Raw genomic sequence first — 21,881 nt, forward strand, 5'->3', positions numbered from 1 at the left:
CTGGTTGTCGGCGCATTATCCGGCAACCGCCCCCGTTTACGCGCGATGTGAGCCGATGACCGCCAACCCCGATTCCCTGATCCGTTTCCTGCTCCCCGACGCCGGCGTGCGTGGCGTGCATGTGCACCTGCAGGCCACCTGGCAGGAAATCCTGTCCCATGCCGCCTACCCGGACGCCGCTGCCGAACTGCTTGGCGAGGCCTGCGTCGCCTCGGCGCTGTTCACCGGCCACACCAAGATCGACGGGCGCCTGTCGGTGCAGCTGCGCAGCAGCACCGCGCTGCGCACCCTGTTCGCCGAATGCACCGCCGTCGGCACCCTGCGCGGTATCGCCCAGCTCAGCGAGGGTGGCGACGCACCGCGTGACCTGTCCCGCCTCGGTGATGACGCAATCCTCGCCATCACCATCGAGAACCCCGGCCTGGACCCGCGCGAGCCGCAGCGCTACCAGAGCCTGGTCGCGCTGACTGCGCCGGAACTGGACGAGGCCTTCGAGGACTACTTCCGCCAGTCGGAGCAGCTGCCGACCCGCCTGCTGCTGGCCGCCGACCGCAACGGTGCCGCCGGTCTGCTGCTGCAGAAGCTGCCGGGCGACGAAGGCGACGAAGATGGCTGGGCCCGCGCCAGCGCCCTGTTCGAAACCCTGGGCAAGGCCGAACTGCTGGCGACCCCGGCCGAGCAGCTGCTGCACCGCCTGTTCCACGAGGAGCGGCCGGAACTGCTGGGCGACAAGCCGCTGTCCTTCGCCTGCTCCTGCTCGCGCGAGCGGGTGGCTGGCATGCTGCAGTCATTGGGCGAGGACGAAGCCCGCGCGGCCGCCGAGGCCACCGGCGCCGTCGAGGTGCGTTGCGAATTCTGCGGGCGTGAGTATCACTTTCCATTGACGGAGTTCGGCATACTGTTCCACGGCGCCCAGGGGGCTGTAGCGGCGCCTGAACGACTTCAGTAAACGGCAGTCTTGTACCTGGGGAGGATCAAGGCTTGTTAAGAATTCATAAACACCCTAGGATCGAGTTCCCGTCCCCGCGGGAACTTCCGTTGTCCGTCCCTGTCTGAACTGGTCCGATGCGTACCTTCCTGCGTCTACCGCTGGCCCTGCTGATCGCCCTTGGCGCGATCACGGGCGTGCATGCGCAGAGCAAGGACACCCGCACCGTGTTGCCGGTATGGAACAAGGGCAGCGGCAAGGTCGAGGCGCTGCTGTACCTGGAGCCGACCGGCGAACAGGCAGCCGGCGCCCGCTGGCATTTCGGCCGCAATTCGCTGGACGCGGCCTTTGGCCTGTCCTCCGGCGATTCGCTGGGCCTGCTCTGCAACAGCAGCAGCGGCACCAGCATCAGCGGCCTGGCCAGCCATTGCATGCTGGCCAGCCTGGGCGACGAGGATGATCTGAACAGCCGTCGTTTCAGTGGTACCGCCGCGTTGAACCGGGGCAACAGCCGCTTGGGCATCACCGCCGGCACCGGCCGTGAAACCCTGCCCGCCTGGTTGTCGGGCCCGAACAAGACGCCCTCGCTTCGCGCCGAGCAGAACGATCTGACCGTGTTCGCGCAGAAGAACATTGGCCGCGAAGGCTTCGTCTCCATCGCCGGTACCTACGCCAAGGCACGCCTGGTACCGCTGGCCGACGCTTCGCCGGCCATCGTCGATCGCTGGGACAGCAAGAGCCTGAGCATCGGTGCCGGTTACGGCAACTTCACCGGCAGCATCATCGGCCGCGTGGTCGACGTGCCGGGGAAGCCCGGCAAGTTCGAAGGCCTGGGCATCGGCCTGACCTGGCGTACCCCGTGGTCTGGCCAGCTGACCGTCGGCGCCGAGAACGTGATCAGCCGCGGCAAGAATCCATTCTCCCCGCGCAACGAAAGCAACGACGACGGCACCGTGCCGTACGTGCGTTACGAACAGGATCTCTGATCCCCTCAATCAGGTTCAGCAACGATATTCCCGAAGGCGCCGAAAGGCGCCTTTTTGCATCTGCGTGCCTGCCTCGCACTCGCATGAGCGGTATCGACCGTAGAGCGTATCGACATATTGGGATACATATCAATCGAAACTTTTTTCATCATTCTGTGTTAACAAACGAGGCAGATCAGCATGACCATACCGGCAACCCGTTGATTGGGCTGGGAAAAGCGCTTTTTTACCAAAATCACAGACTTCATTAACACAGCTTTAATTCTTGGCGAACGCCCGTTACTATCGGGTCAGCCTCGCGATTTGGGAGCGCTTTTTCGCTCCCCCGCCGGGCACTAACCCCAGCCAAGATTTCTTGGAGAGAGAGAGCCAATGAAACTCAAGTCCAGCCAGCTGCGTGACGCAGTTGTGATCGCGCTTGTCGCCGGTGCCACCACCGCGACGGCCCACGCCCAGGAAGCGACCAACCTCGACCGCATCGAGGTCACCGGTTCGCGCATCCGTCAGGTCGATACCGAAACCGCCCAGCCGGTGTTGAGCCTGAGCCGCGCCACCATCGAAAAGAGCGGCTTCAAGACGGTTGCTGACGTGCTGCAGAACATTTCTGCCGCCGGCAGCCCGGCCATCAGCCGTTCCGAACCGCTGTCCTCTGGTGAAATGGTCGGCGGCTACTACATCGACCTGCGCAACCTGGGTGCACAGCGCACCCTGATCCTGGTCGACGGCAAGCGCCTCGGCGCCAGCGTCAGCGGTTATCAGGACGTGTCGCAGATCCCGTCGGCGATCGTCGAGCGCATCGACGTGCTGAAGGACGGTGCTTCCTCGGTGTACGGTTCCGATGCCATGGCCGGCGTGATCAACATCATCACCCGCAAGAATTTCGAAGGCCTGGAAGTCAACGCCTACACCGGGCAGTACAGTGAAGGCGACGGCCAAAAGCAGAGCGCCGATTTCGTTGCCGGCTTCACCGGCGATCGCGGCTCGATCACCATCGGTGCCGAGTACTCCAACGAAAAGGCGGTGTGGGCAAAGGATCGCTGGTTCTCCGAATCGTCGCGCACCAATCGCCATCCGACCGCCGGCTGGACCTCGGTCAGCCAGTGGGGCTCGGTGTTCGACCCGACCGATCCGGACGCACCGTCGCTCACCCTCAATCGCGGCGGCAATCCTTACAACGCGGCGGACTTCCACGAAACCGACCTGACCCCGATCACCGGTGACGTAAGCAACTCCAACCAGCAGATGCAGCTGCTGACCCCGACAAAGCGTCGCAGCGTATTCGCCAACCTGCAGTACGACCTTACCGACAATGTCCGTTTCAGCGGTGACCTGCTGTACACCCGCCGCGAATCGGAAGCGCAGGTGGCCGGTTACCCGCTGCAGTCCGAAGCCTACGCCAACCTCGGTTCCATCTGGTCGGCCAACAGCTACTACAACCCGTTCGGCCAGGATATGGCGTATGTCCGCCGTGGCTGGGAAGTGCCGCGCGTTTCCAACAACAAGCTGACGACGTTCCGCTTCAGCGGCGCGCTGCAGGGCTCGTTCCAGTTCAATGACAAGTACTTCGACTGGGAAGCCGGCTACCTCTACCAGAACTCCGAAAACAACCAGAGCCAGACCGGCAACTACAACGTCCTGGCTGCCAACGCCGCCACCGGGGCCTCGTTCTACAACCCGGCAACCGGCCGCGTGGAGTGCGGAACCGCAGCGGGCCTGGCTGCGGGCACCAACCCGGCCTACGGCCCCGGCGCCGGCGGCTGCATCCCGTGGAACCCGGCCATTCCGTTCGGCCGCACCGGTGATGGCGGCTTGACCGGCAATCCGGACCTGCAGCAGTTCCTGTTCCCGACGACGCACAACGTCGGCGAAACCACGATGACGTCCTACTACGCCAACATTGCGGGTAGCATCCTGACCCTGCCGGCAGGCGACCTGGGCTTCGCACTGGGTTACGAGTACCGCGAGGAGAAGGGCAACTTCAATCCGGACGCGCTGTCGCAGTCGGGTTACTCCACCGACCTGGCGGCTGGCCCGACCGGCGGCAAGTACGACGTCAATGAAGTGTACCTGGAGCTGAACGTACCGATCCTGGCCGACCTGCCCGGTGCCAAGGAACTGAGCCTGAGCGCAGCCACCCGCTTCTCCGACTTCAGCACCTTCGGCAACACGACCAACAGCAAGTTCGGCCTGAAGTGGCGCCCGATCGATCAGCTGCTGGTTCGTGCGACCTACTCCGAAGGCTTCCGCGCGCCGACCATCGCCGACCTGTACGGCGGCAGCTCGCAGTCCTTCGAGTACTTCACCGATCCGTGCGATACCTCGTTCGGTCTGGCCGCAACCGATGCCGCCACGGCCCAGCGATGCGCTGCCGCCCTGGGTGCCCTGGCCCCGAACTTCCGCCAGCTGAAGCAGGGTTACGTCCCGGCTGAAGGCCCGGATGAGCAGAGCCCGGTGCCGTTCACCTCCGGCTCCAATCCGAACCTGACTCCGGAAACGTCCAAGTCCAAGACCGTTGGCCTGGTCTGGAGCCCGACCTTCGCCCCGGGCCTGAACCTGAGCCTGGACTGGTTCAACATCAAGATCGAGAACACGATCGTTTCCGATACCCCGACGGATCAGCTGAACGACTGCTACGTTCTGGGCATTGCTGAGCGCTGCAGCACCTTCACCCGTGACGCCACGCTCGGCTACGTCAACAACCTGACCTACGGCAGCCGCAATGCCGGCTTCATCGAAACCGAAGGCTTCGACTTCGATGCAAGCTACCGCTATGCGACCGACACCTGGGGCAGCTTCAACTTCAACCTGCAGAACACCTACGTCACCAAGAACGTTCTGAAGACGGCCAATGATGACTCCCCGGTGCAGATCTACAATGGCTTCGGCAGCAACTTCCGCCTGCGTTCGAACCTGACCGTTGGCTGGGAATTCGGCGACTTCGGCATCACCTGGGGCACCCGCTACTTCTCCAGCGTGAAGGAGCGTTGCTACTACGCCACCGAGTGCTCGCTGCCTGACTACGGCTCGCCGGATCCGGCTCGCAACCAGGCGCAGAACAAGCGCGGCGCCACCACCTTCCACGACGTCCAGTTCTCCTGGAACGCGCCGTGGAATGCGACCATCGCGGTCGGTGCACGCAATGTGTTCGACCACTACGGCCCGCAGATGTACTCGGCGCCGAACTCGCAGTACTCCTACTACGGCGGCTACGACATCGGTCGCCTGATCTACATGCAGTACAAGCAGAAGTTCTGATCGGGAACCTGATCAGCTGATGCAGCAACGGCCCCGAAAGGGGCCGTTGTTCTTTGTGCGCCATAGACGGGCGCTGGCCAGCGCACAACAAAAAAGGCCGCAGCATCGCTGCGGCCTTCCTTCGAGATCATGTCCGGGCGCTCATCCGTTCGGAATCAGCGTCTCGATCAGATGCTCGACGTACGCTTCGAAATCCTCGCGCGCCTGCTTGGGCTGCTGCAGCTGCAGCGACAACTGCAGGAAGCCGACATAAGCGGCGTACGCAAGGCGTGCGCGATGACGCGCATCGGTCGAGCTGAGGCCGGCCTGGCGGAACGAGGCGACCAGATAGTCGAGGCGACGCTGCGAGACCCGGTCGATCACCGGCCGCACCATCGGATGATCCAGCGCCTTCAGCAGCTCGCTGTAGATGATGTGCGGCTGCACTTCATGCGCCACCATCTGGAACAGCTGGCGCAGGCGCACGCGCGGATCCGGTACGTCTTCCAGGCTGCCGAACACCTGTTCCTGTTCGAACAGTTCCCAGCGTTCCAGCGCCGCCTGCAGCAATGCATCGCGCGAAGGGAAATGCCAGTAGAAACTGCCCTTGGTGACGCCGAGCCGCCGTGCCAGCGGCTCTACCGCGACGGCGCCGACACCTTGTTCAGCAATCAGATCGAGGGCCGCCTGGGCCCAGTCTTCGGCACTCAGGCGGCTGTTGCGGCCGGCGCGCGGTTCGCCGGCGGAAGCGTCAGGTTGATTCATGGACTGATTTAACCATACGCCGGGGTTCGTTGCAGTACGCGGTTGCGGTCGAAACCGTCGCAGGCCCGTCGGAAGGGTCCCTCCACGCGCGTTCTGCAACGCACCATACCGTGCAGTATTGACTTCCTCTCGAAGCTCTCCATACTAGCAAGTATGGTTATGTCCCCAACTCCAGCTGCGTTCCATGACCTGCGCCTGGACGCCGCCCATGGCGCCCGCCTGGCGGCGACCGTCAGCGACCATGGCCGGCGTGGCCGGGTCCTGTTTGCCCATGGCTTCGGCCAGACCCGCCACGCCTGGAATGCCACTGCCCGCGCACTGAACGCGGCCGGCCTGCAGACGCTGGCCTACGACGCCCGCGGCCATGGCGATTCCGACTGGAATGGCGCCGATCTGCCCTATCACGGCGAACAGTTCGCCGACGACCTGATCGTGTTGGCCGGCGAACAGCCGCGCCCGCCGGTGCTGGTTGCCGCTTCGATGGGTGGCCTGTTCGGCCTGCTTGCCGAATCGCGCTGGCCGGGCCTGTTCTCGGCCATGGTGCTGGTCGACATCACCCCGCGCTGGGATACCGCCGGTGTCGAGCGCATTCTCGCCTTCATGACCGCCCATCCCGACGGCTTCGCCTCGCTGACCCAGGCCGCCGACGTGATCTCGGCCTACATGCCGCACCGGCCGCGCAAATCCGAGCAGTCGCTGCGTGCGCTGCTGCGCGAGGACGGCCACGGGCGCTGGCGCTGGCATTGGGACCCGCGCCTGGTGGCCGAGCTGGCCCGCGACAGCGAACAGCACCAGGACGCACTGGCCGAGGCCGCACGCCAGGTGAAGTGCCCGCTGCTGCTGGTCAGCGGGGGCCGCAGCGACCTGGTCACGCCGCAGACCGTGGCCGAATTCCTGGCGCTGGCGCCGCATGCGCGCCATGTACAGCTGCCGCAAGCGACCCACATGGTCGCCGGCGATGACAACGACGCCTTTACCGCTACTGTGTTGGACTATCTGGACGTGTTGCCCGCAGCGGACGCTGCGGCTTCGTCCGCCACAAACGAGCACGTCACCGGAGCACGCTCATGAGCATCGTTCTTCCCTTCCTCGCCCTGCTGCTGGCAGGCGCCTTCGTCGCCTACCACCGCATGCGGCTGGTTACCTGGACGCTGATCAGCGTGGCCCTGCTGGCCGCCTGCTGGTTCATTCCCTACGTCAACCAGACCGCCACCATCGTCGCTGCGGCGGTGCTGGCGGTGATCGCCGTGCCGCTGCTGCTGCCGTTCATCCGCAAGCCGCTGCTGACCGGCCCGATGATGAAGGTGTTCCGCAAGGTGCTGCCGCCGCTGTCGCAGACCGAGCGCATCGCGCTGGAAACCGGTTCGGTCGGTTTCGAGGGCGAACTGTTCACCGGTGATCCGGACTGGAACATCCTGCTCAACTACCCCAAGCCGCAGCTGACCGCTGAAGAACAGGCCTTCCTCGATGGCCCGGTGGAAGAGCTGTGCACGATGGTCAACGACTGGGAAATCACCCACGTCCACGCCGACCTGCCGCCGGAGCTGTGGGCCTTCATCAAGAAGAACAAGTTCTTCGGCATGATCATCCCGAAGGAGTACGGCGGCCTGGGCTTCTCCGCGCTGGCCCACCACAAGGTGATCCAGAAGCTGGCCTCGGTGTCCTCGGTGGTCAGCTCCACCGTCGGCGTGCCCAACTCGCTGGGCCCGGGTGAACTGCTGGTGCATTACGGCACCCAGGAACAGAAGGACCAGTACCTGCCGCGCCTGGCCGATGGCCGCGAAGTGCCCTGCTTCGGCCTGACCGGTCCGTTCGCCGGCTCCGACGCCACTTCGATCCCGGACTACGGCATCGTCTGCAAGGGTGAGTGGAACGGCGAGCAGGTGCTCGGCGTCAAGCTGACCTTCGACAAGCGCTACATCACCCTGGCCCCGGTCGCTTCGCTGATCGGCCTGGCCTTCCGCATGTACGACCCGGATGGCCTGATCGGCGATACCCGCGACATCGGCATCACCCTGGGCCTGCTGCCGCGTGACACCGCCGGCGTCGAAATCGGCCGTCGCCACTTCCCGCTGAACTCGACGTTCCAGAACGGTCCGATCCGCGGCAAGGACGTGTTCATTCCGCTGACCCAGCTGATCGGTGGCGCAGCCATGGCCGGCAAGGGCTGGAACATGCTCAACGAGTGCCTGGCCGTGGGCCGCTCGATCACCCTGCCGTCCACCGCCAGCGGCGGTGCCAAGGCTGGCGCCGCGGTGACCGGCGCCTATGCACGCATCCGCAAGCAGTTCGGCCTGTCGGTCGGCCGCTTCGAGGGCGTGGAAGAAGCGCTGGCCCGCATCGGCGGCAAGGCCTACAAGATCAGCGCGCTGTCGCAGGCCACTGCCGCCGCGGTCGATCGTGGTGACGTGCCGTCGGTGCCGTCGGCGATCGCCAAGTACCACTGCACCACCATGAGCCGCGAAGTGATCTCGGACATGATGGACGTGATCGGCGGCAAGGGCATCATCCTGGGGCCGCGCAACTTCGCCGGCCGCAGCTGGCAGGCCGCGCCGATCGCGATCACCGTGGAAGGCGCCAACATCATGACCCGCAGCCTGCTGATCTTCGGCCAGGGTGCGATCCTCTGCCACCCGTGGGTGCTCAAGGAAATGAAGGCCGCGCAGGATCCGGATACCCGTGCCGGCCTGCAGGAGTTCGACCGCAGCCTGTTCGGCCACATCCGCTTCGGCATCTCCAATGCCGTGCGTTCGTTCTGGTTCGGCCTGACCGGCGCGCGCTTCGGCGCCGCCCCCGGCGACGCCTACACCCGCCGCTACTTCCGCAAGCTGGACCGTTACTCGGCCAACCTGGCGCTGATGGCCGACATCTCGATGATGACCCTGGGCGGCAAGCTGAAGTTCAAGGAATCGCTGTCCGGCCGCCTGGGCGACGTGCTGAGCCATGTCTACATGACCAGCGCCATGCTCAAGCGCTACCACGACGAAGGTGCACCGCAGGCCGACCAGCCGCTGCTGGCCTGGGCCTTCCATGACAGCGTGCACAAGATCGAAGAGTCGCTGTCGGCCGCGCTGCGCAACTTCCCGATCCGTCCGATCGGCTGGCTGATGTGGGCGCTCATCTTCCCGTTGGGCCGTCGTGCCGAGGCTCCGGGTGATCGCTTGAGCCGCCGCGTCGCCGCCCTGCTGATGGCGCCGAATGAAGCCCGCGACCGTCTCGCCAATGGCGTGTTCCTGACCCCGTGCGAGAACAACCCGGGCGGCCGCATCAACAGTTACCTGAGCAAGGCGATCATGGCCGAGCCGGTGGAGCGCAAGTTCCTCAAGGCGCTGAAGAGCAAGGGCATCGAGGCGCTGGACTTCAAGGCGCAGCTGGACGAAGCCGTGGCCGAGGGCGTGATCACCCAGGACGAGCGCAGCCTGCTGGAAGAGCTGCGCACGCTGACCCTGGACACCATCACCGTGGACGACTTCGACACCCATGAACTGCGCGCGGCCAGCTACTACGACCGCCAGCGCAAGGATCCGCATTCGCAGGCGGCCTGATCGCCCGCGACACGCGTTGCCTTCGACGGCGGGCCTCGGCCCGCCGTCGCGTTATCCGCCGAACGGAATACCCCTCATGTCCACGCCCCTGCTCTCGCTTTACCAACGCCTGCAGCGCTGGCCCGCCGGCGCCTGGCTGTTCTCGCGCGCGGTGTGCCTCAAGGCCCCCTACTTCGCCAGCATCGCGCCACGCATCACCCGCCTGGAACACGGCCGCTGCGAAGGCACGCTGGCCGACCGCCGCAGAGTACGCAACCACATCGGCACGGTGCACGCGATCGCGATGTGCAACCTGGCCGAACTGACCGCCGGGCTGATGGTCGATGCATCGCTGCCGAAGGGCATGCGCTGGATCCCGAAGGGGATGCAGGTGCAGTACCTGGCCAAGGCGCGTGGCACGCTGCAGGCGGTGGCGTTGCCGGCACAACCGATTGTCGTTGCGGCCGAGGGCTATGCGCTGCCGGTGACGGTCAGCGTGCGCGACCGCGCGGGCACCGAGGTGTTCAGCGCGATCATCGACATGTGGATGTCGCCGGCCAAGTAAGTTCCCGCGAACGGCGCAGCCCCTCTTGGGTGGACGCGGAATGCGGTTTATCGGTGGGGCCGGAGGGGTGGGGCCAGGCGGGGACGCCGCAAGTACGTCCCTGTAGGCTTAGCCGCGCCATCCATGGCGCGGATACCCCGCCCGGCCCCACCCCTCCGGCCTCTGACAGATCTCTGCGGCGTCCACCCACGCAAGAGAAAAAAGAAGAGCAGAAGCAGAAGCGGCCCAATGGCCGCTTTTTTCCATGCGCACAGAACCCAACGAGCGCAGCGACCCGCTGTTGCTCTTGATCTTCTTTTTTTCTTCTCCGTGGGCTGGCCGCGCACGGAACCTGTCTGAGGCCGGGCGGGTTGGGTTCGCGGGGGTGTCCGCGGCATGGATGCCGCGGCCAAGCCTACACGGACGTACTTGCGGCGTCCCCCGCGAACCCAACCCGCCCGGCCAACCCCATGACAAGCTCTACGCGGCCAACCCACGAGGGGCCGCGCCGTTGGCTGGAATCTACGCTACCGCGCGAAACACCAACGCCAGGATCGCAGGCACCGCCTGGATCATGAAAATGCGGCGGCTGACGCTGTAGGCGCCATAGCACCCCGCCACCACCACGCAGGCCAGCGAGAACGTCACCAGCACTGGCTGATCGATCACCAGCCCCACCACGATGCCTGCTGCCAGGAAGCCGTTGTACAGGCCCTGGTTGGCCGCCAGGACGCGCGTGGTCGCCGCCTTCTCCGGCGTGTTGCGGAACGTCTTCAGGCCCAGCGGGCGGGTCCACAGGAACATCTCAAGCGCCAGGAAATAGACGTGCAGCAGTGCGACCAGCAAGGTCAGGGCGAGTGCGATCCAGTACATGGGCGGTTCCTTGGACAGGGATGGGGCTCGGAGCCCGGGAAATCATCGGTCGCGCGGCAGTTTCTTTTCTTCGCGCAGTACACCGAACGCGGCTGCGGTCATGCACGCGGCCACCAGCATGCCGCCGATGAACACTACGTGCGAGCCGAACAATGACAGGCCCTTGTGCACCCAGGCAAAGCTCAGGTCCGCACCGCGGTAGACCACGGTGTCGATCGCTGCGCCGGCCTTGTAGCGCCACTGCCGGTCCACGCGCGTGTAGATTGTCTCGCGCGCCGGCTTGGCCAGTGCGAATTCGCTGGCCCGGGTCATCACCTGCACTACCGCGACCATCAGCGGCATCGGCGAGGCCGCCAGCACCGAGAAGCCGATCAGGATCGCGAAACCGGGAATCAGCAGCGCCGGGGCGATGCCGTGCCGGGACAGCAACCAGCGGGTCAGGCCCAGCTGCATCAACAGCGCCAGCGCATTCACTGCCAAGTCGATGCGCGAGAAAAACGCGGTGCTGGCTGCGGGGTCAGTGAACGCCGCACGCACGATCGCAGCCTGCTCGTTGTAGAGCAGCGTCCCCACGCCCACCCCGAACACCACCATGATCGCCAGCCAGCGCAGCAGCGGCTCGCGCACGATCAACTTCAGGCCGTCCAGCACGCTGCCGCCCATCGGCTGCTCGCCGGACACCAGCTGCTGCTCGCGTTCGCGCAGCACCGCCCAGTGCCGCAGCCGCCAGATGCACAACAGGCACACGACCAGGAAAGCTGCGGAGACCAGCATCAGGTTGGCGATGCCCACGCTCTGCACCAGCGCACTGGTGATGATCGGACCAAGGAAGGCACCGACGGTGCCCGCCGCGCCAATGTATCCATAGAAGGCCCGGGCCTGCACATTGGAGAACACATCGGCCATGAAGCTCCAGAACACCGCCACCGCGAACAGGTTGAAGACGGTGATCCAGAAGAAGAAGGCCATGCCGCGGCCAGGCACGCCGCTGTCGAACATCATGTAGAAGCCCAGCAGGGTCACGATGAAGAACCCATACACCGCCGGCAGGAACACCCGTCGCGGGAAGCGGCTGACCAGCCAGCCGTACACCGGCTGCAGCACCAGCATGATCACGAACACGCAGGAGAACAGGAACTGCAGCACGAAGTCCTTCAACGCAATGCCGTGGCTGGCGAACCAGGCGATCAGCACGGGTGGGAACACCGTTTCCAGGTCTGCCGAGGCGGCCATGGCCTCACGCACCGGGCGCAGCACGTAGTAGCCGCTGAGCAGGCAGAAGAAGTACAGGAACGACCACCACAGCGCTGGCGACTCGCGCAGTGCCGACGCCAGGCCCTGCAGCGACCCCTTCTTCCGTACCGCACTCACGCGGTGTCCCTCGCCTGAAGACGGCGGTTGGACAGCGGCATGGCAGGCTCCGGGGCGATGAAACGCGTACGTTAGCCAATGCACCGCAACATCGCCAGCGCGACGCGCCTTCCTGCGGGCGGATCGGCTCCGCTGATCGGCCCCGGATGACACGTTCCGATACATGCTTTCAGCACCTCAAATTCCAAATTTTTCAACGAGATGCGCATTCATCTTCGCTTTGTTTGTGCACAAGGGAAAAGCGGCGCTAGAATCGCCATCAGCAGTCGCGCACGGGTCCAACCGATGAAAAAGAACAGCCTGCGTCGCCCGATCCGTTCGGCGGCCACCGGTTTGCTGGGCATGCTGATGCCCGTTGCCTTGTCCACCACCGCGCAGACACCGCCGGCATTGCCGCCGATGCCGACCAACATCGAATCCGCTGCCGGTCCCACTGTCGCCCACACCCAGCCGGCGGCCTACCGCACCGGCCTGGTGCCGCGCGTGCAGGCCCCGGCGCCCGGCTTCAACGTCGCCAACATCGAATCGATGGCGCAGCAGCTCACCTATGGCGAACGCGTGCCGGGCATGGCCGTGGCGATCGTGCAGGGCGGCCGCATCCTCAGCGCGCGCGGCTATGGCGTCACCGACGTCAACAATCCGCTGCCGGTCGATGCGCACACCGTGTTCCGCCTGGCCTCGCTGTCCAAGGCCTTCGCCGGCACCATGGCCGGCCTGCTGGTCAACGACGGCACGCTGCGCTGGGACAGCAAGGTCACCGACTACGTGCCGGGCTTCCGCCTGAACTCGCCGGAAGCCACCGACCGCCTGACCGTGGCCGACGTGCTCAGCCATCGCGTCGGCCTGCCGTACAACGCCTACGACCGCGACATCGAGGGCAACGCCGAGTACTACGCGCTGACCCAGAAACTGGCCAACACCAGCCTGAAGTGCCTGCCGGGCGACTGCTATGCCTACCAGAACGTGGCCTTCAGCCTGATCGGCGATGTCGTCTACGCGGCCTCCGGCAGTTTCTACGAGCAGTCGGTCGAGCGCCGCATCTTCAAGCCGCTGGGCATGAACGATGCCAGCCTCGGCCTGGCCGGCATCCAGGCCAGCTCGCGCTGGGCGCGTCCTCACGTGCGCAGCCGCAACGGCTGGGTCTCGCTGACGCCGAAGCCGACCTACTACCGGGTCGCCCCGGCGGCCGGCGTCAATGCCAGCGCCAGCGACATGGCGCAGTGGCTGCTCGCCCACACCGGCCACCGCCCCGACGTGCTGCCGGCACCGCTGCTGGCCACCCTGCATTCGAGCCTGATCAGCACCCCCGGCGAGATGCGTTCGGGCTGGCGCCGCGAGCGCCTGCACTCGGCCGGCTACGCCCTGGGCTGGCGCACCTTCGACTACGCCGGCCACGACGTGGTGTTCCATGCCGGTGCCGTGCAGGGCTATCGCGGCCTGGTCGCGCTGGTGCCGGAACGCGATCTGGGCATCGCCATCATGTGGAATGGCGAAAGCAGCCTGCCCAGCGGCCTGCTGCCGACCGTGCTCGACTCCGCGCTCGGCCTGCCGGCGCAGCGCTGGCTGGACGTGGACACCGACTTCGGCAGCGACAACCTGATGGCCGAGGGCGCCAGCCCGGCGCAGCAGGACAAGCGCAAGGGCAAGGGCGCCTCGGGCAATCGTGCGGTGGCGTCGCCGCGCTGATCAGGCGGGCTCGATCGTGTGTGCGAAGGGCGGCCTGCGGGTCGCCCTTTTTGTTGGCTCGACTCTACAGATGCAAAGAGCAGTTCCGCGGCGCTAGTGCGCGAAGTAGTGCATGCCGCCGTCCACCGGAATCACCGCGCCTGTGATGTAGCCGGCCAGCGGCGAGGACAGGAAGGCCACCAGTGGCGCCACTTCCTCGGGTTCACCGAAGCGTCCGATCGGGATGTTGCTGGCGATGAACGCACGCCGGCTTTCCTCGGTGGGATGCAGGCGTTCCAGGATCTGCGCGCTGTTGATGCGCCCCGGTGCAATCGCATTCACCGTAATGCCCTGCCCGGCCACCTCCGACGACAGCCCCTTGCTCCACAGATGCAGCGCCGCCTTCGCCGCAGTGGCCGCGTTCACCGCACGCGGTTCCATCGAACCGCTGAAGTTGATCACCCGCCCCCATGCCTGCGCCTGCATGCCAGGCAACAGCGCCTGGGTCATCCGCCGCGCAGCGGAAAAGTTCAGGGCGATCGCTTCCTCCCAGACATCATCATCGGCATCGACGGTGGTCGGCCGGGAGCCACCTGCGGCGTTGACCAGGATGTCGACGCGTTGCAATGCGTCCCGGGATGCCTGCGCGATGTACCGGACGTCACCGGCCACGGTGACATCGCCGGCCACGATGACCGGTGCCACGCCGCCTTCGGCTTCGATCCGCGCCGCCAGCGCCTGCAGGGGTGCCCGCTGCCGTGACGTGATGGCAACGCGCACGCCCTGGGCCGCCAGCTGCCTGGCGACGGCGGCACCGATGCCGCTGGCCGCGCCCGTCACCAAAGCGGTACGGCCTGCAAGATTCAAGTCCATGGTGTTCTCCTGTCCGCATGGCCGGCCAATCCAGCCCTTGCACGACATGCTGTTTGATCACCCCTGATTGATAAACTCCGCGCAGGTTTCAGCATTCAACACCCGGGGTGTCAGATGAACCTGCTGGAAAGCATGCGGGTCTACGTGCTGATCGTGGACAAGGGCAGCCTCAGTGCGGCAGCTGCGGCGATGAACATCTCCGCGACGATGGCCGGCAAGCATCTGCGTGCATTGGAAGCACGGCTGGGCATGCAGCTGTTGAGCCGAACCACCCGGCGCCAGCACACGACCCCGTTCGGCCAGGATTACTACACGCGCTGCCGGGAGGTCCTGCGCCTGGTGGACGAAACCGATGCGCAGGCGCAGCACCAGCACCTGGCACCGGCGGGCACGCTGCGCATCAGTGCACCAGTGATCTTCGGTACGCATGCGCTGGTACCGGCACTGGCCGAGTACATGGCGCGCCATCCGGATGTCCGGGTCGAAGCGACGCTGACCGATCGCGTGGTCGACCTTGCCGAAGAGGGCTTCGAAGCGGCGCTGCGGATCGGCACGCTGGCCGACAGGAGCGTGCTGGTGGCACGAGCCCTGGCCCCTTATCGCCTGATGATGTGCGCCTCGCCGGCGTATCTGGCCAGGCATGGCACGCCACACAGCGTGCATGCACTTGCCGGCCATCAATGCCTGTCGTTCGAACCGAGTGCACTTGCGCAGTGGCTGCAGGACGACGCTGGCGAGCTCGACCACGTGCCCGACGGCCGACTGCAGATCAACAATGGCGAAGCGCTGCGTTCGGCGGCGCTGCTTGGCCTGGGCATCGTCCTGCAGTCGACGCTGCTGCTGGCAGCCGATGTCGAGGCTGGACGACTTGTGCAGCTGCTCCCAGGGCACGGCCAGGCCGGTCGGCCGATGCACGTGGTCTATGCGCACGACCGTTACCACTCCACCCGCCTGCGCAGCTTCCTCGACTTCCTGGTGGAACGATTCCCGCCGGTAGTCACCCCACCAGGCGATCGAAGCCGCCCATAAAAAAACCCCCTCCCCGCTGGGCAGCCAGGGAAGGGGGTTTCAGGATGCGGCTATCGGGAAGTACTTAGATCAGCGGCGCCGGGGTTGCCGGCAGAGCGACCGGAGCGGCCTTCTTCTTGCGGGCGGCCGGCTTGCGCTTGGCAACCTTCTTCGCTGCCTTCTTCGGGGCAGCCTTCTTGGTAGCCTTCTTCGCGGTCTTCTTTACTGCCTTCTTTGCGGTCTTCTTGACGGCCTTCTTGGCAGTCGCCTTCTTTGCGACCTTCTTGGCCGGCTTGCGGGCCGTAGCCTTCTTGGCAGTCTTCTTGGTGGCCTTCTTGGCCGCCTTCTTCGCGGTCTTCTTGACGGCCTTCTTGGCAGTGGACTTCTTGGCGACCTTCTTCGCCGCCTTCTTCACTGCCTTCTTCGCAGTGGTCTTCTTGGCGACCTTCTTCGCCGCCTTCTTCACTGCCTTCTTGGCAGTCGCCTTCTTCGCGACCTTCTTCACTGCCTTCTTGGCAGCGGCCTTCTTCGCGACCTTCTTCACCGCTTTCTTGGCGGCGGGCTTCTTCTTCGCAGCTTTCTTGGTTGCCATGGGATGGCTCCTCGTCAGTGATAGGGAGTTGAAACGCCCAGTTGGATCAAACCCGCGGATGCTGCGTGCGGGGACCGCCGGCGCGTCAGGCGCGCCGTTACGGATGCGGCGATGCCCGCCTCGATCGGCGGAGCGGACATCGGAACGGGAGGTGCCTTGCATTTCTCCGGGGGAAGCGGGGCCGTGTCCACCGTCATCAGGGTCGCGGTGGTCTTGAAGGGGCTGCTTCGCATCGGACGATTGATTCTGCGCACTCGGTTGGGCAGGCAAGGTCTGCTGAGGCGAAACCTAATCACGGTTTTTTTTACTGTCAACAACCCCCGCGAAAAATTTTCACATCCGCGCCTTTCCGAGCGCCGTCGGCGCCACTGCTCTACGCGGCCCGCGATGGCGGTTGAAGCATCGCGCAAGCGTGCTGCATGCACCGGCATCGATGCATACGTTGAACAAAAAACACTTGAAATAAGCACTCCGCGCATTTAGACACAGACTCGCAACGGCATCGCGCGTGCGACGTCGATGGTCACCGGCGCCGCCACCAACGCCAGCACAACGGCGCCGCAACAGGGGGCGAAAAGTTTTCACATCCGAGTGCGTCGGCGCGGGGCTGAAACGCGGATTTGCGCAAAACTGCGCACGCCCATCGGCACCGTTCGCCTGTCGGCTGATGCCACGCCGAGGGTGCGCAGCGAACCCCGCGTCATGAGTCCGGTGCAGTCGCCAAAACAAAAACGGCCACCCGAAGGTGGCCGTTCCAGAATCCGGAAACGACGACTCAGTGGTCTTCGTTCTCCAGGGCTTCGGCGTACGCGTCCGGATCCAGCAGCTCGTTGACCTCATCGGCGTTGGTCAGTTCGACCACGAACATCCAGCCTTCGCCGTAGGCATCTTCGTTGATGGTTTCCGGCTTGTCGGACAGGGCCGAGTTGACCTCGACGACCTTGCCGCTGATCGGGCTGTAGACGTCCGAGGCGGCCTTCACCGACTCGACGACGGCGATCTGCTCGCCGGCCTTGGCGTCGGCGCCGACTTCCGGCAGTTCGACGTAGACCAGGTCACCCAGCAGGCCCTGGGCGTGGTCGGAAATACCGACGGTGACGCGGCCATTGCCTTCGACACGGGCCCACTCATGGGACTTGAGGAACTTGAGGTCGCCGGGGATCTCGCTCATGGGACTGCTCCAGAGATATGCAGGGGTGGAAAAAACGGGGCTAGTGTAACCAACCGGCCACCACTGCTGTCAGTGACGACCGGCACGTACGGATCAGGCGTCGGCGAGCACGCCGGGCTGCGCCTGGCCTTCCCGAACGAACGGGAACTTGACCACCCGCACCGGCACCTGACGGCCACGGATGTCGACGGTGACCTCGCCGAGTTCACCGGCCGGCACGCGGGCGAAGGCGATGCCCTTGGCCAGCGTCGGCGAGAAGGTGCCGGACAGGATCTCGCCCTGGCCGCTGGCCGTGGTGACCGTCTGGCCATGGCGCAGCACGCCCTTCTCGTCCATCACCAGGCCGATCATCTGGCGCGCGGTGCCGGCGCTCTTCTGCGCCTCCAGCACGTCGCGGCCGATGAAGTCGCGGCCTTCGTCCAGCGACACGGTCCAGGCCAGCGCCGCTTCGTAGGGGCTGATCTCTTCGTCCATGTCCTGGCCGTACAGGTTCATGCCAGCTTCCAGGCGCAGGGTGTCGCGCGCGCCAAGGCCGGCCGGCTTCACGCCCGCCGCCAGCAGGCGGTTCCAGAAGGCGACCACGGCGTCCTGCGGAAGCAGGATCTCGAAACCATCTTCACCGGTGTAGCCGGTGCGCGCGACGAACAGCTCGACGCCGTCATCGGACTGCACCTGCAGGGCGGCGAAGCGACCCAGCTTGGTCAACGCTGCGCGGTCGGCTTCGCGGGCCAGGCCGATCACGATGTCGCGCGCCTGCGGGCCCTGCACGGCGAGGATGGCCAGGTCCGGGCGCTGCTCGACGGCGACGCCGAACGGCGCAGCCTGCTCGCGCAGCCAGGCCAGGTCCTTCTCGCGGGTAGAGGCATTGACCACCATGCGGAAGAAGTCGTCGCCCAGGTAGTAGACGATCAGGTCGTCGATGACGCCGCCGCGCGGATTCAGCATGCACGAGTACAGTGCCTTGCCGGTCACCTTCAGCTTGTCGACCGAGTTGGCCAGCAGGCGGCGCAGGAACGGCTTGACCTGGTCACCGCGCAGGTCGACCACCGTCATGTGGCTGACGTCGAACACGCCGGACTCACGGCGCACCAGATGGTGCTCGTCCAGCTGCGAGCCGTAGTGGATGGGCATGTCCCAACCCCCGAAATCGACCATCTTGGCGCCAAGGGCGCGGTGGGTATCGTTGAGCAGCGTCTTCTGGGTCATGACCGGGTCCGGCAGCAGAGGAAACAGGAAACCCCATTATCCCAGATCGGTCGCCCGCAGGCGTGCCGCAGCGCAGCGGTTCATGCAAGCGGAAGTGCAACCCGCCCCACCCTTTCCTCTGCCGGCGAGGCAATGCCCGCAAAGCGCCGCAGCCGCCCGCTACAGGCGCACCCGCCCACGCAGGATGTCGAGGAACATCACCCAGTCACCCATGAACGAGTACAGCGGATGGCGGAACGTCGCCGGTCTGTTCTTCTCGAAGAAAAAATGGCCGACCCAGGCGAACCCGTAGCCGCAGAACAGGGCGCCGAGCAGGAACAGCGGCTGGCCGCGCAGCAAGGCAGTGGCGACCAGCAGCAGGACCCCGCAACTGCCGATGAAGTGCAGCCGCCGCGATACCGGGTGGCGGTGTTCGCTGAGATAGAACGGATAGAACTCGCGGAAGCTGGCGAAGCGGGACATGAGCAGGCTCGGGGAACCAGGGTCGCCCACATCATGCGCCATCGCTGACCTTGTAGAGCCGAGCCATGCTCGGCTTGCGCGCGCCAGCGCGGTCGGAAGGAGAGCAGCCGAGCATGGCTCGGCTCTACACCGATGAGGTGCGCGGCCCGAACATGATCACCGCCATGCCGGCCAGGCACAGCGCTGCGCCCAGCAGGTCCCAGCGGCTGGGACGAATGCCATCGACCAGCCACAGCCAGAACAGCGCGGTGCCGATGTAGACGCCACCGTAGGCGGCATAGACCCGTCCACTGGCCGTCGGGTGCAGGGTCAGCAGCCAGGCGAACAGGGCCAGGCTGGCCGCCGCCGGCAGCAGCAGCCAGACGCTGCCTCCCTTGCGCAGCCACAACCATGGCAGGTAGCAGCCAACGATCTCGGCCAGCGCGGTCAGCAGGAACAGGCCGAGCGTTTTCACGCCTTCTCTGCTGCCTTGGCCTGCTGCCACAGTGCTTCCTGCGCATCCAGGTCCAGTTCGGCCAACGCCTCACCCTGTGCGTCGGCCTGCGCTTCCATCGCGCGGAAGCGACGCTCGAACTTGTGGTTGGCACCGCGCAGTGCAGCGCCCAGATCGATATCGGCATGACGCGCCAGGTTCGCGCAGACGAACAGCAGGTCGCCCAGTTCTTCCTGCAGGCGCGCCTTGTTGCCCGCGACATCGCCGCGTTCGAACTCCTCGCGCAGCTCCTGCAGCTCCTCGGCGGCCTTGTCCAGCACCGGCAGCGGACCCGGCCAGTCGAAACCGACCTTGGCTGCGCGCGACTGCAGCTTCACCGCCCGCTGCCATTCCGGCAGGCCGCGCGAGATACCGGCCAGTGCGGAGGTGTCCTGCTCGCCCTTGGCGGCACGCTCGGCGCGCTTGATCGCCTCCCAGTTGCGCGTCACCCCGTCGGCATCGTCCACGCTGACATCGGCGAACACGTGCGGGTGACGGCGCTGCATCTTGTCGCTGATCGCACGGGCGACCTCGGCGAAGGCAAACGCCCCCTGCTCCTCGGCCATGCGTGCGTGGAACACCACCTGCAGCAGCAGGTCGCCAAGCTCGTCGCAGAGATCGTCCAGGTCGCCGCGGTCGATCGCATCGGCGACCTCGTAGGCTTCTTCGATGGTGTAGGGGGCGATGGTCTCGAAGTTCTGCTCCAGATCCCACGGGCAGCCTCCCTGCGGATCGCGCAGCCGCGCCATGATCGCCAGCAGGCGCTCCAGTTCGTTGCTTGCGGCGCTGCCAGTGGTGGGGGTGTCGTGCGCGCTCATGCGGCCTCCAGGATCAGTCGGACAACCAGTCGCGCCACGGCAGGCTGGTATCACCAAGGGCAATGAAATCGCCGTTCAACAGGGTCTCGCGGCGGTTGTAGCGGAACGGCTTGCCGGTCGCCGCCGACAGCACCGCGCCGCCGGCGGCATGCAGCACGCACTGGCCGGCGGCCGTATCCCATTCAGAGGTCGGGCCCAGCCGCGGATAGACATCCAGGCCGCCTTCGGCGATCCGGCAGAATTTCAGCGACGAGCCCTGCGCGATGGTCTCGATGCGGCCCATGCGCGCCAGCAGCGCCTCGGTTTCCGGCGAACGGTGCGAGCGGCTGGCGGCAACGCGCAGCGGAGCCGTGGCCGGTGTGCGGGTGCGCAGCACGGTGTCATGCAGGCCCTGCCGCCGATAGGCCAGTTCGCCGCGCATGGCATGCCAGACAATGCCGGTGACCGGCGCCAGCACCACGCCGAATGCCGGCGCGCCCTGGTAGATCAAGGCGATGTTGACGCTGAATTCGCCGTTGCGCTTGACGAACTCGCGGGTACCGTCGAGCGGATCCACCAGCCAGTAAGCGCCCCAATGGCGGCGATGCTCCCAGCCCGCCTGCGCCGATTCCTCGGACAGGATCGGCAGGTCCGGTGTCAGCTGCTGCAGGCCCAGCTCAATGACCTGGTTGGCCGCCAGGTCGGCCGCGGTGACCGGGCTGTTGTCGTCCTTGATCTGGACCTCGAAGCCATCGGCATACACCTGCATGATGGCTTGGCCGGCCTGCTGGGCGATGGCGATGGCGGTCTCGCGCAGGTCCGTCGTCAGCTTGATCATCGCGTTCCCTGCAGCCACTGGCGGGCAATGAACAGCGCCGCCAGCGAGCGTCCCTCGGAGAAGTCCTCGCGCAACATCAGCTGGTCCAGTTCGGCCAGCTTCCACGGCACCACTTCCAGTTCTTCCGGCTCGTCGCCGGCCAGTTTTTCCGGGTACAGGTCGCGCGCCACCACCAGCCACGACTGGTGGCTCATGTAGGTCGGGGCCAGTGTCATCGCGCGCAGCACGTCGACCCGGCGCGCACCATAACCAGCCTCTTCCTTCAGTTCGCGGTCGGCAGCCTGCTCGGGGGTCTCGCCGGCGTCGATCCTGCCCTTCACCAGCCCCAGTTCGTAACGATGCATGCCGGCGGCGTATTCACGCACCAGCAGCACGGTTTCATCGTCGAGCATCGGCACCACCACCACCGCACCGTGACCACGGCTGACCAGGCGCTCGAAACGGCGACGTTCACCGTTGGAGAACTCCAGGTCCAGATGCTGGCGCTGGAAGGGGCCGTTCTCCTCATCGGTGATCCGATGGATGATCGGCAAGCGACGGCCGGCACGGTCATCGTTCATGCGGAATCTCCG

The 21,881-nt window shown here is 65.7% G+C and carries 21 protein-coding genes; 9 read left to right on the forward strand and 12 right to left on the reverse strand.

Annotated elements, in window-relative coordinates; all coding sequences use genetic code 11:
- The first annotated feature begins 55 nt into the window (after positions 1-55).
- The 3 genes from hslO to ACUDTM_RS07825 all read left to right on the forward strand — a co-directional run bounded on the left by hslO (position 56) and on the right by ACUDTM_RS07825 (position 5,169).
- Positions 56-949, forward strand: a complete 894-nt coding sequence (gene hslO / locus ACUDTM_RS07815; RefSeq protein ID WP_072168563.1) for an Hsp33 family molecular chaperone HslO — start codon at positions 56-58, stop codon at positions 947-949.
- Between the two features lie 116 nt (positions 950-1,065).
- Entirely contained in the window at positions 1,066-1,914 is an 849-nt protein-coding gene (locus ACUDTM_RS07820; RefSeq protein ID WP_061478882.1) for an XOO1806 family protein, read from the forward strand.
- Positions 1,915-2,286: 372 nt separating this feature from the next.
- The gene (locus ACUDTM_RS07825; protein ID WP_111129172.1) at positions 2,287-5,169 is read left to right on the forward strand and encodes a TonB-dependent receptor domain-containing protein; all 2,883 of its coding nucleotides are present in this window, start codon (positions 2,287-2,289) and stop codon (positions 5,167-5,169) included.
- 141 nt (positions 5,170-5,310) lie between these two features.
- Here the strand turns inward: ACUDTM_RS07825 and ACUDTM_RS07830 are convergent, their stop codons facing one another.
- Complete coding sequence (locus ACUDTM_RS07830; protein WP_005418411.1) at positions 5,311-5,913, reverse strand: TetR/AcrR family transcriptional regulator; 603 nt, start codon at positions 5,911-5,913, stop codon at positions 5,311-5,313.
- A 153-nt stretch (positions 5,914-6,066) separates the two neighbouring features.
- On the opposite strand from ACUDTM_RS07830, the gene ACUDTM_RS07835 reads away from it, so the two are divergent.
- The 3 genes from ACUDTM_RS07835 (at position 6,067) to ACUDTM_RS07845 (ending at position 10,002) form a co-directional block, all read left to right on the forward strand.
- Complete coding sequence (locus ACUDTM_RS07835) at positions 6,067-6,984, forward strand: alpha/beta fold hydrolase (protein ID WP_032954411.1); 918 nt, start codon at positions 6,067-6,069, stop codon at positions 6,982-6,984.
- Entirely contained in the window at positions 6,981-9,458 is a 2,478-nt protein-coding gene (locus ACUDTM_RS07840; RefSeq protein WP_445391242.1) for an acyl-CoA dehydrogenase, read from the forward strand. Before ACUDTM_RS07835 ends, ACUDTM_RS07840 begins: the two co-directional genes overlap by 4 nt.
- Positions 9,459-9,534: 76 nt before the next feature.
- Entirely contained in the window at positions 9,535-10,002 is a 468-nt protein-coding gene (locus tag ACUDTM_RS07845) for a hotdog fold domain-containing protein (RefSeq protein ID WP_072168561.1), read from the forward strand.
- Positions 10,003-10,503: 501 nt separating this feature from the next.
- Here the strand turns inward: ACUDTM_RS07845 and ACUDTM_RS07850 are convergent.
- Positions 10,504-10,854: a DUF1304 domain-containing protein gene (locus ACUDTM_RS07850; RefSeq protein ID WP_072168560.1), complete on the reverse strand. Its 351-nt coding sequence runs from the start codon at positions 10,852-10,854 to the stop codon at positions 10,504-10,506.
- A 42-nt stretch (positions 10,855-10,896) separates the two neighbouring features.
- Positions 10,897-12,225 (reverse strand): NTP/NDP exchange transporter, encoded by a 1,329-nt coding sequence (locus ACUDTM_RS07855; RefSeq protein WP_072168559.1) that lies wholly within the window; start codon positions 12,223-12,225, stop codon positions 10,897-10,899.
- Positions 12,226-12,510: 285 nt separating this feature from the next.
- Here ACUDTM_RS07855 and ACUDTM_RS07860 point away from each other — a divergent pair, with 285 nt between their 5' ends.
- Entirely contained in the window at positions 12,511-13,911 is a 1,401-nt protein-coding gene (locus ACUDTM_RS07860; RefSeq protein ID WP_005418422.1) for a serine hydrolase domain-containing protein, read from the forward strand.
- Positions 13,912-14,004: 93 nt separating this feature from the next.
- Here the strand turns inward: ACUDTM_RS07860 and ACUDTM_RS07865 are convergent, their stop codons facing one another.
- A complete protein-coding gene (locus ACUDTM_RS07865; RefSeq protein WP_072168558.1) occupies positions 14,005-14,763 on the reverse strand; it encodes an SDR family NAD(P)-dependent oxidoreductase in 759 nt (252 codons plus the stop codon).
- Positions 14,764-14,877: 114 nt separating this feature from the next.
- Between ACUDTM_RS07865 and ACUDTM_RS07870 the strand changes: the two genes are divergently transcribed.
- The gene (locus tag ACUDTM_RS07870; protein ID WP_445391243.1) at positions 14,878-15,792 is read left to right on the forward strand and encodes a LysR family transcriptional regulator; all 915 of its coding nucleotides are present in this window, start codon (positions 14,878-14,880) and stop codon (positions 15,790-15,792) included.
- Between the two features lie 64 nt (positions 15,793-15,856).
- Here ACUDTM_RS07870 and ACUDTM_RS07875 read toward each other — a convergent pair whose 3' ends face one another.
- Positions 15,857-16,363, reverse strand: a complete 507-nt coding sequence (locus tag ACUDTM_RS07875; RefSeq protein WP_032954412.1) for a hypothetical protein — start codon at positions 16,361-16,363, stop codon at positions 15,857-15,859.
- A 111-nt stretch (positions 16,364-16,474) separates the two neighbouring features.
- Here ACUDTM_RS07875 and ACUDTM_RS07880 point away from each other — a divergent pair, with 111 nt between their 5' ends.
- Positions 16,475-16,846: a hypothetical protein gene (locus ACUDTM_RS07880; RefSeq protein ID WP_134968390.1), complete on the forward strand. Its 372-nt coding sequence runs from the start codon at positions 16,475-16,477 to the stop codon at positions 16,844-16,846.
- Positions 16,847-17,138: 292 nt separating this feature from the next.
- Here ACUDTM_RS07880 and gcvH read toward each other — a convergent pair whose 3' ends face one another.
- From gcvH to nudE, 7 genes are all read right to left on the reverse strand, one after another.
- Positions 17,139-17,534 (reverse strand): glycine cleavage system protein GcvH, encoded by a 396-nt coding sequence (gene gcvH / locus ACUDTM_RS07885; protein ID WP_005418426.1) that lies wholly within the window; start codon positions 17,532-17,534, stop codon positions 17,139-17,141.
- Between the two features lie 93 nt (positions 17,535-17,627).
- Entirely contained in the window at positions 17,628-18,740 is a 1,113-nt protein-coding gene (gcvT, locus tag ACUDTM_RS07890) for a glycine cleavage system aminomethyltransferase GcvT (RefSeq protein WP_049438098.1), read from the reverse strand.
- Between the two features lie 159 nt (positions 18,741-18,899).
- Complete coding sequence (locus ACUDTM_RS07895; RefSeq protein WP_049415586.1) at positions 18,900-19,202, reverse strand: DUF962 domain-containing protein; 303 nt, start codon at positions 19,200-19,202, stop codon at positions 18,900-18,902.
- A 124-nt stretch (positions 19,203-19,326) separates the two neighbouring features.
- Positions 19,327-19,656: a YnfA family protein gene (locus ACUDTM_RS07900; RefSeq protein ID WP_072168556.1), complete on the reverse strand. Its 330-nt coding sequence runs from the start codon at positions 19,654-19,656 to the stop codon at positions 19,327-19,329.
- Positions 19,653-20,492 carry a nucleoside triphosphate pyrophosphohydrolase gene (gene mazG, locus ACUDTM_RS07905; RefSeq protein ID WP_445391244.1) on the reverse strand — a complete coding sequence of 280 codons (840 nt, stop codon included), beginning with the start codon at positions 20,490-20,492 and terminating at the stop codon, positions 19,653-19,655. Before mazG ends, ACUDTM_RS07900 begins: the two co-directional genes overlap by 4 nt.
- Positions 20,493-20,505: 13 nt before the next feature.
- Positions 20,506-21,309 carry a 3'(2'),5'-bisphosphate nucleotidase CysQ gene (gene cysQ, locus ACUDTM_RS07910; protein ID WP_072168554.1) on the reverse strand — a complete coding sequence of 268 codons (804 nt, stop codon included), beginning with the start codon at positions 21,307-21,309 and terminating at the stop codon, positions 20,506-20,508.
- Positions 21,306-21,869: an ADP compounds hydrolase NudE gene (gene nudE / locus ACUDTM_RS07915; protein WP_005418435.1), complete on the reverse strand. Its 564-nt coding sequence runs from the start codon at positions 21,867-21,869 to the stop codon at positions 21,306-21,308. The genes cysQ and nudE overlap by 4 nt, the downstream gene beginning before the upstream one ends.
- Between the last annotated feature and the right edge of the window lie 12 nt (positions 21,870-21,881).

The organism is Stenotrophomonas maltophilia group sp. vghtpe118, from assembly GCF_052605195.1.

What these genes read in the sequence shown, in the direction of transcription:
- gcvH (WP_005418426.1), bottom strand. Translation starts at nt 17,534, where the DNA reads ATGAGCGAGATCCCCGGCGACCTCAAGTTCCTCAAGTCCCATGAGTGG.
- gcvT (WP_049438098.1), bottom strand. Translation starts at nt 18,740, where the DNA reads ATGACCCAGAAGACGCTGCTCAACGATACCCACCGCGCCCTTGGCGCC.
- ACUDTM_RS07835 (WP_032954411.1), top strand. Translation starts at nt 6,067, where the DNA reads ATGGTTATGTCCCCAACTCCAGCTGCGTTCCATGACCTGCGCCTGGAC.
- cysQ (WP_072168554.1), bottom strand. Translation starts at nt 21,309, where the DNA reads ATGATCAAGCTGACGACGGACCTGCGCGAGACCGCCATCGCCATCGCC.
- ACUDTM_RS07875 (WP_032954412.1), bottom strand. Translation starts at nt 16,363, where the DNA reads ATGGCAACCAAGAAAGCTGCGAAGAAGAAGCCCGCCGCCAAGAAAGCG.
- ACUDTM_RS07820 (WP_061478882.1), top strand. Translation starts at nt 1,066, where the DNA reads ATGCGTACCTTCCTGCGTCTACCGCTGGCCCTGCTGATCGCCCTTGGC.
- ACUDTM_RS07895 (WP_049415586.1), bottom strand. Translation starts at nt 19,202, where the DNA reads ATGTCCCGCTTCGCCAGCTTCCGCGAGTTCTATCCGTTCTATCTCAGC.
- hslO (WP_072168563.1), top strand. Translation starts at nt 56, where the DNA reads ATGACCGCCAACCCCGATTCCCTGATCCGTTTCCTGCTCCCCGACGCC.
- ACUDTM_RS07880 (WP_134968390.1), top strand. Translation starts at nt 16,475, where the DNA reads ATGCCCGCCTCGATCGGCGGAGCGGACATCGGAACGGGAGGTGCCTTG.
- ACUDTM_RS07860 (WP_005418422.1), top strand. Translation starts at nt 12,511, where the DNA reads ATGAAAAAGAACAGCCTGCGTCGCCCGATCCGTTCGGCGGCCACCGGT.
- ACUDTM_RS07840 (WP_445391242.1), top strand. Translation starts at nt 6,981, where the DNA reads ATGAGCATCGTTCTTCCCTTCCTCGCCCTGCTGCTGGCAGGCGCCTTC.
- nudE (WP_005418435.1), bottom strand. Translation starts at nt 21,869, where the DNA reads ATGAACGATGACCGTGCCGGCCGTCGCTTGCCGATCATCCATCGGATC.
- mazG (WP_445391244.1), bottom strand. Translation starts at nt 20,492, where the DNA reads ATGAGCGCGCACGACACCCCCACCACTGGCAGCGCCGCAAGCAACGAA.
- ACUDTM_RS07845 (WP_072168561.1), top strand. Translation starts at nt 9,535, where the DNA reads ATGTCCACGCCCCTGCTCTCGCTTTACCAACGCCTGCAGCGCTGGCCC.
- ACUDTM_RS07865 (WP_072168558.1), bottom strand. Translation starts at nt 14,763, where the DNA reads ATGGACTTGAATCTTGCAGGCCGTACCGCTTTGGTGACGGGCGCGGCC.
- ACUDTM_RS07825 (WP_111129172.1), top strand. Translation starts at nt 2,287, where the DNA reads ATGAAACTCAAGTCCAGCCAGCTGCGTGACGCAGTTGTGATCGCGCTT.
- ACUDTM_RS07830 (WP_005418411.1), bottom strand. Translation starts at nt 5,913, where the DNA reads ATGAATCAACCTGACGCTTCCGCCGGCGAACCGCGCGCCGGCCGCAAC.
- ACUDTM_RS07870 (WP_445391243.1), top strand. Translation starts at nt 14,878, where the DNA reads ATGAACCTGCTGGAAAGCATGCGGGTCTACGTGCTGATCGTGGACAAG.
- ACUDTM_RS07850 (WP_072168560.1), bottom strand. Translation starts at nt 10,854, where the DNA reads ATGTACTGGATCGCACTCGCCCTGACCTTGCTGGTCGCACTGCTGCAC.